Annotated in this window: 15 protein-coding genes; 3 read left to right on the plus strand and 12 right to left on the minus strand. The window is 38.9% G+C overall.

The annotated features are described in order from the left end of the window. Nucleotides 1-203: 203 nt before the first annotated feature. Nucleotides 204-734, minus strand: a complete 531-nt coding sequence (locus tag F598_RS0101720; protein ID WP_019037287.1) for a hypothetical protein — start codon at nt 732-734, stop codon at nt 204-206. Nucleotides 735-877: 143 nt separating this feature from the next. On the opposite strand from F598_RS0101720, the gene F598_RS0101725 reads away from it, so the two are divergent. Further along, nucleotides 878-1537, plus strand: coding sequence for a class I SAM-dependent methyltransferase (locus F598_RS0101725; RefSeq protein ID WP_019037288.1), 660 nt, complete (start codon nt 878-880; stop codon nt 1535-1537). A 23-nt stretch (nt 1538-1560) separates the two neighbouring features. Here the strand turns inward: F598_RS0101725 and F598_RS0101730 are convergent, their stop codons facing one another. The 6 genes from F598_RS0101730 to F598_RS0101755 form a co-directional block, all read right to left on the minus strand. Continuing rightward, nucleotides 1561-2193, minus strand: coding sequence for a tetratricopeptide repeat protein (locus tag F598_RS0101730; RefSeq protein ID WP_019037289.1), 633 nt, complete (start codon nt 2191-2193; stop codon nt 1561-1563). Between the two features lie 6 nt (nt 2194-2199). Beyond that, a complete protein-coding gene (locus tag F598_RS0101735) occupies nt 2200-2622 on the minus strand; it encodes a DUF2141 domain-containing protein (RefSeq protein ID WP_019037290.1) in 423 nt (140 codons plus the stop codon). 547 nt (nt 2623-3169) lie between these two features. Next, entirely contained in the window at nt 3170-5326 is a 2157-nt protein-coding gene (locus F598_RS0101740; protein ID WP_019037291.1) for a TonB-dependent receptor, read from the minus strand. A gap of 136 nt (nt 5327-5462) precedes the next feature. Further along, nucleotides 5463-5843, minus strand: coding sequence for a PH domain-containing protein (locus F598_RS0101745; protein WP_019037292.1), 381 nt, complete (start codon nt 5841-5843; stop codon nt 5463-5465). A 16-nt stretch (nt 5844-5859) separates the two neighbouring features. Further along, the gene (locus F598_RS15210; RefSeq protein ID WP_019037293.1) at nt 5860-6036 is read right to left on the minus strand and encodes a hypothetical protein; all 177 of its coding nucleotides are present in this window, start codon (nt 6034-6036) and stop codon (nt 5860-5862) included. A 10-nt stretch (nt 6037-6046) separates the two neighbouring features. Beyond that, entirely contained in the window at nt 6047-6499 is a 453-nt protein-coding gene (locus F598_RS0101755) for a hypothetical protein (protein WP_169334096.1), read from the minus strand. A gap of 88 nt (nt 6500-6587) precedes the next feature. Here F598_RS0101755 and F598_RS0101760 point away from each other — a divergent pair, with 88 nt between their 5' ends. Then, nucleotides 6588-7121 carry a GNAT family N-acetyltransferase gene (locus F598_RS0101760; RefSeq protein WP_019037295.1) on the plus strand — a complete coding sequence of 178 codons (534 nt, stop codon included), beginning with the start codon at nt 6588-6590 and terminating at the stop codon, nt 7119-7121. An 8-nt stretch (nt 7122-7129) separates the two neighbouring features. Further along, the gene (gene ovoA / locus F598_RS0101765) at nt 7130-9238 is read left to right on the plus strand and encodes a 5-histidylcysteine sulfoxide synthase (protein WP_019037296.1); all 2109 of its coding nucleotides are present in this window, start codon (nt 7130-7132) and stop codon (nt 9236-9238) included. Here ovoA and F598_RS0101770 read toward each other — a convergent pair. The 5 genes from F598_RS0101770 to F598_RS0101790 all read right to left on the minus strand — a co-directional run bounded on the left by F598_RS0101770 (nt 9235) and on the right by F598_RS0101790 (nt 12219). Then, complete coding sequence (locus F598_RS0101770; protein WP_019037297.1) at nt 9235-9531, minus strand: hypothetical protein; 297 nt, start codon at nt 9529-9531, stop codon at nt 9235-9237. The two genes, ovoA and F598_RS0101770, sit on opposite strands and share 4 nt — an antisense overlap. Beyond that, nucleotides 9528-9695 (minus strand): hypothetical protein, encoded by a 168-nt coding sequence (locus tag F598_RS15215; RefSeq protein ID WP_019037298.1) that lies wholly within the window; start codon nt 9693-9695, stop codon nt 9528-9530. Before F598_RS15215 ends, F598_RS0101770 begins: the two co-directional genes overlap by 4 nt. Beyond that, nucleotides 9696-10913: a S41 family peptidase gene (locus F598_RS0101780; protein WP_019037299.1), complete on the minus strand. Its 1218-nt coding sequence runs from the start codon at nt 10911-10913 to the stop codon at nt 9696-9698. It lies immediately after the preceding gene. A gap of 90 nt (nt 10914-11003) precedes the next feature. Further along, nucleotides 11004-11870 (minus strand): NmrA family NAD(P)-binding protein, encoded by an 867-nt coding sequence (locus tag F598_RS0101785; RefSeq protein ID WP_033408303.1) that lies wholly within the window; start codon nt 11868-11870, stop codon nt 11004-11006. Between the two features lie 10 nt (nt 11871-11880). Beyond that, nucleotides 11881-12219, minus strand: coding sequence for a winged helix-turn-helix transcriptional regulator (locus F598_RS0101790; protein WP_019037301.1), 339 nt, complete (start codon nt 12217-12219; stop codon nt 11881-11883). Nucleotides 12220-12271 lie beyond the last annotated feature (52 nt).

A 12271-nucleotide genomic window follows, 5' to 3' on the forward strand; every position in this document is an offset into this window, starting at 1 on the left:
TTAGAAATTTTGAACACAAAACTAAAGATTTCAAAGGGCCAGACCAGTTAAGTTAACAAGATGTTTTGTTTAGTCCTAAGGAAGGGATGCTTACTTGTATTACTGGAGTTTCAAAACACTATTTTTTAACTAAAAGTGTATAAACTAAAAAAAGGCATGCGTTTGCATGCCTTTTGATTGAAATATTTTGGAAGCGTCTTCGCTTACATTTCTTCGTTAGTTGCTTCAGTTGAAGCATGGTCCTCCATCATTTGATCATGCTCCTCTTTCATGGTTTCATAATCCTTCATCATTTGGTCATGCTCTTCTTTCATTGTTTCATGCTCGCTTTTCATACTTTCATGTTCTTCTTTCATAGTTTCCATATCTACTTCGCCGCTGGCATGTTTTGCTACTAACTCATCATGAGTTTCAAGTAATTCTTTATGTTGACTTAGCATTTCATTATGAGCTTTCAGCATCTTATCATGCTTGTCTCGTATAGCCGAATGAATACTATCCATTTCTGGAATTTCTTCTAATTGAGCGTGAGCTTTCATCATTTCATCATGAGTAGCTTCCATGTCGGCGTGCTCTTTTTCCATATTGTCATGAACTTCTTCCATTTGATCATTGGTTTCTACCATGGCTTTGTGTTCTTCACTCTCAGCTGGATTGGAATTGCATCCTATCAGGATAAAAGCAACTAGACAACAGCTAAGCAGCATTTTGTGGTTAAATTGTAAAGTTTTCATAGGTTGATTATTAAGTGAAAAGTAAATGTAATAATTATTTTTTAATAGCTTGATCTCCTTTAGGATACTCCATATATCTCCGTATTGAATACCTGAATAAATGTTTAAATTTGAATCTTTATATAGTGATGAATAATCATATTATGAAGAAGCCCTTGAAAAAAGCCTGGCCTACCAAAGCGGCGATGAGCCAGATTTATGAGCAGCATTTATGGGGTGGCAAGCACACTGATTTTTATTCTGGGGAAGGCTCTCATCGTCCGGAACTAGTAGAGCCTTACGTAAAAGTCGTTTCTACTTTCCTAAGTAATTTTGAAACCACTCCAGTAATTTGTGATTTGGGTTGCGGCGACTTTAATGTGGGCTCTCAGTTGGTAGAATTCACTCAAAAATACATCGCTGTAGATATTGTTGACGACTTGATAAGGCACAACCAACAGCACTTTAAAGAGGAAAAGCTGGAGTTCCATCAACTCGATCTGGCGAAAGACACTCTTCCTGAAGGTGATATCGCCTTGCTAAGGCAAGTTCTTCAGCATTTGTCAAACAAAGAAATTAAAAAAGTCAGCAAAAAACTGACCAGCTATACCTATGTCATCTTAACCGAGCATCTTCCACTTGGGACTTTCGTCCCTAATATTGATATTATTTCAGGTCAGGGCACCCGCTTAAAAAAACAAAGCGGTGTCGATCTTCTCGCACCGCCTTTCGATATGAAGGTTAAATCATCTACTCCACTGCTATCACTTTTTTCCAGTGATGCTAAAAGTAAGATCCTCACCTCTCTTTATACCATGTTTTAAACAGATGGAGGTTTTAGATTCCATTAATTTTCGCAATCTTCTTCTAAAATCTGTTGTGCTCGTTTCTTTCCCCAGCTCGGATAAAATCTAATATCAGATTTCTCTTCGGTTTCAAAAAGACTAAGGGCCTTTTGAACATCTTCACAATAAGGCTGAATAGACTGACCAAAGAATTTAGCTGAACCCATATCCCATTCGGCCTTGGCGAGAATGACTCTTGGATTATCCGGAGCAAGCTGCATGGCCTTTTGATAGATCATCTGGTTTTTACCGGATAAATTCATACCGTATTTTTGCCCATCAAAACTTATGTAAGCCGTATTTCCAAGCGCTTTAGCAAGCATAATTTCGGGATTGTTGGGAGATAAACTAGAAGCCTGATTTAAAAGCTCTTCAGCTTTATCCAGTTTCAGTTTTAAGGTAGCTTCATCCTTTACTTCGAAAGCTGAAAGCACTAAGGTATAACCAGCATAATAGGGTGGCAGCCAATTATCGCTTTCTGCCCTAGCAATGCGTTCAAAGAGATTGGAGGCTTCTACGATCTGATTTTGATCCCAAAGATCAAAAGCTTTTTTCATGCCCTTTTCATAAGAAAGTTGGGCCGAAGCAGAAAAGCTTAAAAATAGGGTGACGATTAAAATAGCTAGAGTTTTCATAAGTTTTTAGTTTATGTTGATTTGTATAAGTGTATCGGTTTCGATTTCAATTTTGCAATTCTGGTATGCAGGAGGACCATAGAAGCCCTTTTCGTCGTTTGAAAATCCATAAGGTTCTTCAGGGATTTCCATCATATTTCTGTCTAACTTATTATTGTTATCGAGATCATGGTAATAGGCAAAGCAGTATTCGCCCTTGGGTATATTGTCAATAACCAACTTTGCTGTCTTGTTTTCAATAGAAGAGAAAGTGGATTTGAAAGGCGTCTTCAGGTAATTTTCAGCAGAATCATACAAGGCAAGTCTGGTAGATCCCTCTTCAACTTCTTTAACATCAAATTCAACAGTTAAAGTCACCGTTGAATCACTTTGAGCCTGAGCGGTAAAGCCCATGAGGCTAAAAAGTAATACATAGTAGATTGTTTTCATAGTATAACTGTTTTATGATATAAAAGTAAGGGGAGAATGTTCTTTGGGATAAAGGTTAATGACGAGCGGTTATATTTTAATGATGAATCGCTTTAAAAAATAGCTTTATTGTTCTTAGCCTTTTTTTGAGCTATTAGACTTCAAGCAATAATCACACTCTTTTCTTTTTTAATTCACTCCCGCTGTTATTAATTAAGTGTTCATGAATCTCGTTCCTCGATTTACATTGCCCAAAAAAGAAATCAACCTGCCTGCTATACCGCAGGTAGGCAGGAAAAGTCTAGGCTTACGAAAACTTATCTAAATAAATCGCTCAATGCCTAAATTTTAGGAACTCGCGATAAATACTTATCTAAAATTGAAGATTCTCTATGCTCGAACAGCCTAAAATTTGACGGCATCTTTACTTCAAATTTTACGATAAGGTTTCGGTAGGCCGTTTTAATAATTCTGAATTTTAATCCCTATTCATTTAATGTACTTTTAGCTTACAAGAATTTTACTATTTGAAAAATAAATTTAAAACGTCTAAAACTCTGCTAGTGAATTACAAGTTATCCAATTGATTGGAGGTTTTATCGTCGCTGATAGTCCAGAAAAAGCCTACAAATAAGAACTGATCGTCGTTCGGTACAATCGCCTGTCTTTGGAAAACTCCATTGGCATCAGCCTGGTTAGCGTAGTTGTAGCCAAAAACATTTCTGGTGTTGAGGACGTTGCTCACTGAAAAATAAAGGATTTTCTGTTGATCAATCAAATACGCCCAATTGAAGCTCAGGTTATGGAAGGTTTTAGTCTTTTGGTTTAAAAATCCAGGCTGATTAGGATTGGTGTAATTCCTTCCCGAGGCGAAGACGTAACTAAGGCCGACTTGACTATTCCAGTCTTCTATCCAATACTTGGTCACTAAAGAAGCGTTATGAGTGGAGGCAAAACCAGGTTGGGCCGCTTCTGGAAAATTTCTATAGTCCCGTTCGGTATCCAGGAATGAGTAAGACGCCCAGTACTCCAAGTTTTTAAAGCTTCTGTTGTCTCTCCAAAAGACATCCACTCCACTGGCCTCTCCAAAACCAAGATTGCTGAAGTTACTGCCGAAGATTGGAAGCTCAGTATCAAATTTTACTAAATTATCGTAAGACTTGTGGTAAGCTTCAACTCTAAAAATTTGATTCTTGCGTACATACTGAAAGTTAGCTATGAAGTGGGTTGCATGTTCTGGTTGTAAGGCAGAATTAAATTTCAACACCTCCGCATTAGGATGCTGAAAAAACCTTCCGTAAGCCAGTGAGAACTGAGAGTGTTTTCCAGATTTATAGGCCATTGAGGCACGAGGAGAAAACTCTGTTTGATTCAGAAGTTCATAATGACCTACTCTAGCTCCAACGTTAAGAGCTAACTGCTTAGAAAAGAACACATCAACTTCAGCAAAACCAGCAGAAATATTATTCTGAAATCCATAGTCGAAAGCTGGAGTTTCCAGAGCTTGAAAACGCTCATCAAAATCGGTGATAAAATATTCTCCTCCTACATTGAACTTCAAGCGATTATTAAGACGCTTGTTAAGTTTAATTTTAAGGTGGGCGGAGTGATCAGAATTAGAAATCAAATCCTCACCAACTTGAAACTGGTTATTATCATGAGATAAAGATAAACCTGTATTCAGTGTCCATTTCTGGCCCAGCAGACTTTTGTATGATCCATTAACGTAAAGGTTACGATTTTCATTAGCAAACCTAAATCCCTCTTCAAAATTGATATTCTCCTGAATCACATCCAAATCCGTATAGCTAAAGGCTCCGTAAAGTTTTAGCAAATCGGTGTCGTTAGTCTTGTAGCGATAAACCAGTTCGCCATTGGCAGACTGGATTGGGCTCAGCCACTGATTCCGATCGGGTAGAGCTTCTAGATAAGGCGTTAAATTGATATATGAGGTATTGATACTCAATGAACTTTTCTCCCATTTTTGAGTGTTTCCCACTCCAACGCCTACCGTCATTAACGAGACTTCTGTTTTTTCCTGGTCGGGCTCATCGATAGAATTAAGCTTTAGCACTGCCGATAAGGCTTGTCCGTATTCTGCGGAATAACCGCCTGTAGAAAACGAAATGCCTTTAAACAGGAAGGGCGAAAAGCGTCCGCGGGTAGGAATATTGTTGGTCGTAGGCGTATAAGGCGCGAACACTCGCATACCGTCGATAAAGATTTGGGTTTCCTCGGCTCTACCACCTCTTACAAAAAGTCTTCCATCCTCAGCTACTGTTGAAGTCCCGGGTAAGGTTTGTAAGGCCCCTAAAAAATCCCCTAAGGCGTTGGCCGTGGTGACCACATCCAAAGGTTTTAGGGCAGTCACTCTGGAAGCCTCTCCTGCCTCAAAAGTACCGGCAGTGAGCATCACAGCATCTAGGGTATTGACATCTTCCCTTAAGCGGATGTCAATCTCTTTAAGCTTAGTAACATCAGTGGTTAATGAGTAATCTTCAAAAGATAAAAATGAAACATATAGGGTTTGTTCTCCGGTTTCTGAAGTGCTAAATGAAAACTTCCCCTTTGCATCTGTTGTGGCTCCATCATAAGTACCAACCAGGTACACATTGGCTCCAATAATAGGAAGACCCTGACGGTCGGTGACTTGACCAGAAATAGATTGTTGCGCTAAGACCTGAACGCTTAGAAATAGTAAAATCAGAAACAAAGGAGCTTTCATCTGGCGTGTTTTTTTCTTTTGATAACACAAAAGTTGAAAAACACTTCTATTGAAACCTCTTAAACTTTATGAACGGTCAAATGGCATAGATGAACCGTTGATTTTAATGTATTTCTCTTGATTGAAAGCTTCAAACTTAGCCTAAAACATGCTGAGCTAATACTTTTTGCACATCATAAACGTTCACACTTTTATTGAATTTTTTCTGAATACTAGGATTTTGTTCACTAGAAATCCAGATCTTCAATTCCGCCTCCAGATCAAACGATCCTGCGGTTTCCACACTGAAGCGGCTGATGCTTTTATAGCCCACCGAAAAATACTCGACTTTTCGACCGGTAAGGCCTTGTTTATCGACTAAAATCAAGCGTTTGTTGGTGAAAATAAAGGTATCTCTGACCAGCTTAAAGCCAATTTCGATGCTTTCATTATCGGTGAGTAACTGACTGTAGTCCTTTTCTAAATCTTGCTGACTTACCGCTCCGGCGTTGCCGAGTAGTGATGAAAATAGCCCCATGGATTGTGTTTTAAAATTAGTTATTTAGTTTTTCTTTCTTAGCTTTATAGCTTAACGACGCCGAAACGATAAATGCAGGAGTGATAAAAACTGCCACCAGGGTTTTTATCTCTACGAGTTCATAGTGACCTATAACTAAAGATAGAAGTAACATAAGATTTAAAGCATACCATGCTTTTTTATTGATGTTCATAATAAATGGATTATAGATTGGTATGTGTTTTGGCCTGTTGGAGGTCCTTGAATTTAGCTTTCACCTGTTTTAGAGCTTCGTCTTGCATCGTATTGAGGTCCAATGTAAAATTGCGGTCTTCGAGCTGAAGCTCAATTTCGAATAACCTGACCTCGATGGTTTGTATATCCTCGATGTTGATAACTTCAAGTTGTTTGGTTTGAGGAAGAAAGAATCTTACCTGCTGCTCATCCCACTCGATATAATACTTTTCGTTTCTTAAGTTGTAGATCCCTAAGCTAATAAAAATAATACCCTGAAATCCCTGAAATAAGGGTGTCCAATCGAAATCTGAATCTACAAATATTATTTTTCCAACAGCAAAGATGCCGATCGCTAGCAACAATACTCCAAAACCAATCATGATTTTGGACAGTATTTTCTGGGTTCTAAAGGCCTTGACTCGAGTCATTTTCACTTTCACTAATGAAATTGAGATATAAATTTAATTAATGAATTTTTAATAAAAATGAAAACTTGTTTAAACTTCTTTAAACATAGTTTTGCAATACATGATTACTTATAAGAAAGTTACTAAATCCACGTATAAAGATCAAAGTCTACAGCTTAGAGAACTATATCTGGATGCTTTTACCAAAGGCCTCTCAGCTCAGCATATTGAAGTTGAAAACGCTGAAGCGTATCTCAAAACGCTTTTTGAAAAGGGATATGGCATCCTGGGCTTTTCAAACGAACAGCTGGTGGCCGCATTAATTGTGACGCCCCCTAGTTTAGACGAGGAACGCCCTTCTGATATCAAAGAGAAATACCCAGATGCTGAAAGTTTGTACATCGCTGAAGTGCTGGTCGATGAAAACTTTCGGGGAATGGGACTTGGAAAAGGTTTGTTTGAAAAATTTGAAGCTACACTTAACGCAGACATCACTCACGTTTTGCTGAGGGTGTGGAGCAAAAATGAAATCGCCTACAATTTGTATAAGTCTTCAGGCTTTGAAGACTGTGGAAGTATCATCCAACAAAAATTTAAACCGGTGACCAAAGCGCCATTCGAAATGGAAAAACGCTATATGGTGAAGGATTATTAATACAGACTATGAAAGAATTCAATATAAAAACCCCTCATCTCGCTCAAGGAACGCCAGAAGAAAAACGTCAGGAAATTCTTGACTATTTCAACAGGACCTTCGAGCTGGATACCCAACTTTACAACACCTTAAAAGATGAAGACGCCTTTTATATGCGGGCAGACCCACTGAGGCATCCTATCATCTTTTACTATGGGCATACCAGTGTATTTTTTGTGAACAAGCTGGTCCTGGCCGGACTATTGCCTGAGCATATCAATCCGCATTTTGAATCCATTTTTGCTATTGGTGTGGATGAAATGTCCTGGGACGACCTCAACGAAGAAAATTACGACTGGCCTTCAGTAGCCGAAGTTCGGGAGTATCGAAAAACCGTTAAAGCTGAGATTACCAAACTCATCCAAACATTGCCACTGGAGTTGCCTATCACCTGGGAAAACGCTTTCTGGCCAATCATCATGGGAATTGAACACCAAAACATTCATATCGAAACCTCATCGGTACTCATCCGTCAACTCCCAGTTGAGAAGTTACAAACCGGAATCTTTACCAACATCTGCGAAGACGACCATGGAGTGGTTGCCAATGAATTGATTTCAGTTGATGGGTCTACAATTGAATTAGGAAAAAAACAAAACCATCCGCTTTACGGTTGGGATTTGGAATACGGTAATTTTGAAGAGCGCATACAAGACTTTAAGGCCTCAAAATACCTGGTTTCTAATGCTGAATTTTTAGAATTTATCGAAGCTGGAGGCTATCAGGACAAACAGTGGTGGACCGAAGAAGGCTGGTCCTGGTGTACTTATAAAAAAGCCGAACATCCTCAATTTTGGATCAAGGAAAACGATAACTACAAATTGAGATTAATGACCCAGGTGGTTCCCATGAAATGGAGCTTCCCCGCAGAAATCAATTATCTGGAAGCCAAGGCCTTTTGCAACTGGAAATCCAATAAGACCGGCAAAAAACTCCGTCTGCCTACAGAAGCCGAATGGTATAAGTTAATCGAGGTGAGCCAGGTAAAAGACGCTATCGAGTGGGAGGTTGCACCGGGTAACATCAATTTGGAACATTACAGTTCTTCCTGTCCGGTCGATCGTTTTACCTTTGGAGATTTCTACGATCTTATGGGGAACGTCTGGCAGTGGACCGAAACCCCAATTACAGGTTATCCAGGATTTAAAGTACACCCCTTATACGACGATTTTTCGACGCCGACTTTTGATGGAAAGCACAACATCATCAAGGGAGGTTCTTGGATTTCTACCGGAAATGAAGCAACGCTAAACGCTCGTTATGCCTTTAGACGACATTTCTACCAGCATGCTGGCTTTCGATACGTCGAATCTGAGTTTGAGCCAGACATTCGAGTGGATAGTTACGAAACCGATGAAGAAGTTGCGATCTCCTGCGAACAGAATTATGGAGATGATTATTTGGGCATGACCAAATTACCACTTCAGGTTTTGGAAGTGCTGAAACAACAGGTAGAGAAGCCAGAAGATAAAAGCCTTCTGGACCTTAACTGCGACACTGGTCGTCTGGCGTTTGAAGCTACGCGTCATTTTAAAGAAGTGACGGCCATAGATGCTTCGGCCCGTTTTATTCGTCCGGCCATCGAATTGCAAAAGAATGGTCTGCTGAGGTATGTGATTAAGGATGAAGGCGAATTATCTGTGTTTAAAGATGTTGTGCTCAAAGATTTGAAACTAGACAAGACTCTGGATCATCTTCAATTTATGCAGGATGATGTGATGAAACTCAAGGAGCGCTACAGCGGTTATGATGTTATCGTCGCGATGAATCTGCTGGAAGAGATTCGACAGCCCAAAGCAGTGTTGAGCAGGATCCACGAACGCTTAAACGCTGGCGGAATGTTGATTTTAGGATCAACCTACGATTGGGAATCCAGCACTAGCGAGGTGGAACACTGGCCTGGAGGCTTTAAGAAGGATGGAGAGCCGGTAAAGTCGATTGACGGTATCTCTGCTATTCTTGAGGAACACTTTAGCTTAGAAGCCGAACCTGTACAACTGACCTATCCGATCCGACAGTCGAGCAGACGCTTTGAGGTGAAAACGTCTGAGGTAAGTGTCTGGAGGAAGACGTCTTAATTAAGAAGCAGGTAGAGGGCTATAAACACAAGGACGGTAAAGACTAAGCTGACTGCATAAAAGACCTGTAGCTTCTTGCGCTGGGCTAATGCCTTTTTTCTAACTTGCAGTTTTGACATTTCAATTTCTTGAGCTGTAAAGGTTTTTAGGGATGTTGCCTTTGAAGCCTTTTCTTTAGAATGAATGCCTTCCCGATTGTTTTCTTTGAATTTTTTTCGCTGAGAAGGGCGCTGCGCCCGGTTTTGTTTCAACCGATTGTTCATGTCTTGCATGTGCCCTGCTCCAAAACTCATGGCTGTTTGTTCTTAAAGAGGAATTTCGATAAAAAAATAACAGATATACCAAAACCAATAATAGCACCACTGAGAAAATTAGATTCTACGATTTCATAAGTTCTTATGAGTAGTCCTAATGCTGTGATACAAACTCCTAAAATTACATTTTGTAGCGTATTCATTTAGTTAAGTTTATTAATTAGTTGGAGTGCATGATTTAAAACTTCATCCTCTCGGACTTCAGTTTGTTTGACATATTCTTCAGGAACAAACTCATCACGTGGACTTCCATCAATGCGTAACGTTTTTTCAAAAGAGATGTCGAATCCATAATCATAATACTTGAAATCTATGGTTTTCATGCCTCCTGCAAGCCTCTCCTTCTCAGTTCCAACTATTGTCGCTCTTTGCATACCATCCAACCCAATAGCCATACCCTCACCCATGCTGCCAGTCCATCTGTTGACTAATACATAAAGAGGTTTTGTATAAATTGGCTTTTTAGGTTCTACGTATCCAAAATAACTCTCTTCCTGATCTTCATACTGTTGATAGGGTCGTTTTTCAGTTATAAATCTCCCCATAGGATTTGCGATGTGTGATGCTCCTCCGTCTACCGTATTACGCAGATCTAAAATCATAGCTTTTGTGTCGAAAAGATCTTTCATCACTCGGTCGATTTCATCCACAAGCATGCACTGCCCCAGGGTATTGTTTATTCGTATGTAGCCAATATTGTCCTGAATTATTTTTGGAATCAGAATAAATTTATCTGTTCTTAATTTTAATTTATCCAGATCAAAATCAACGGTATCTTCCGATTTAAGATGTAAGCTTAAAACTCGTGGTTCATTTCGTTTACCAGCTATAATCTTATTTGAAATCCATTTCCTTATCTCTGGATCGTTTTTGTTATGACAACGGGTGGGAAAATTGTCAATTTTAGATTTAAAGTCCTCTCCGTTAAACCTGAGGATATCCGCTCCTATAATATTAATGTTCAAAGTGTCTTCTAGCTGGGTTTGCCAAACATTGGATATTATTGTTTTGTCCTTGTCTGTTTTGACATAAATAGGAGCACTAAGCCGATAAGATTCCTGAGTATTAGTGTTCAAATGAACATGACTATCGTAAAATTCATTCAATAGATATTCATAAAACTTAACGTGATCTCCAATAGTAGAAATACTTTTCGCCTGTTCTCTGTAACTGGTCTTTATGCAGTCAAAAATGTCACGTTTATCTTCCAGATAGATATAGTCCTCTTCTATAGCTGATATAAACTGATCAAACTCTTTAAGATTTTTCTTTTCTTCGTTTTCTCCAATGGTCTGGAAAGCATAACAACTCGTACTTAAAACAAATGAATAGAAGAGTATTAATAAAGTTTGGGAATTCATAAAATGAAATTGGAGTGATAAATATACACGTTTATCCTTAACCGACATATCCAAATCTCCTGCTAGTTTTCATCAATTTCTGTGTTTTAGTTAGGCTAAGGAGTTTTTATGTCTTGCTATAAAATCATTGAACGTATTTGGAGTTTTACCTGTGATTTCCTTCACCCAATTGGTAGTTGGAGGGGTCTTTTGAAATCTAGGTAAATAATGTAACATGATTAAAACAAGAATATAGCCTACAGATAGACCTTCTTTCTTTTTAGTGATGAAAAAGGAGAGGAGGGTAGGGGACTTGAAACAAATATTTTTACCTAAACCTTTACTTAATTGTTCGGCCATGTCACCAAAGGTCAAAAGCTCATTGTTGGTTATGTCGTAAGCCTTACCGATATGCTGTTGTGGTGCTGCAAGAATATGAGCGGCTACAGCTCCCAGGTCTTTAACGTCTATCAAGGTAAATTTAGCCTTTCCTGCCGGTAAATAAATGCGCTGATGCTGAACTAAATCTGAATGTAGTGTAGTTAAAAAATTCTGCATAAAATAGGCTGGACGAAGAAAGGTATAATCCACACCACTGTTCTTAATCAATGTTTCGATTTGATGATGCGGAATCCATTTACTTTTTTCAACTCCTTGTACTGATAGAAAAACGATATGACTGATTTTTGCTTGTTTAACAGCTTGAAGCAATGGTGCAAAATACTGCTCAACATCAGAAATTTGAGGTGGACGAAGTAAGAATAAATAGTCCATCTTTTCTAGAGCAGGCATAAATGTCTTGCTATCGGTAAAATCAAATTGGACAGGCTTAGCTCTAAAGGTCTTCAATAATTCTGAAGACTTCTTCTTATTCCTTACTCCTGCAAAAATCTCCAGCTCGTGTTCTCTCTCTGATAAGTTTTCAAGAACAGATTTTCCGACAGTGCCTGCAGGCCCTGTAATTAAAGCTTTTGTCATTACTGAAGAATCAATTGGTTTTGATTTCCTCTTCATAAGCCATCGCAAACGACTGCATTTCAGCAATGATTGGCATGGTTTTATACCCAATGGCAGATAACTCGTAGTGAACTTTAGGCGGAACTTCACCATAATTATAACGAACAACCAAACCTGAGTCGCAAAGCGTTTTGAGTTCCTGGTTCAACATTTTTTCGCTGATGTCGGGTATCAATCGTTTTAATTGTGAAGGCCTTAGAGCTTTAGGAGCGAGTTGATACAGAATCAGAAGCTTCCATTTTCCACTTAGTAGATCTGAGGTGGTCCGAATAGGACACCTAGCGGTGACTTTAAGTTCTTTGTTTTCCATACTTACAAAAAGGTTAGTACTATATTTCAATTTAGGTACTATAAAAGTAAAT

The organism is Psychroflexus tropicus DSM 15496, from assembly GCF_000378765.1.
Taxonomy (GTDB): Bacteria; Bacteroidota; Bacteroidia; order Flavobacteriales; family Flavobacteriaceae; genus Psychroflexus; species Psychroflexus tropicus.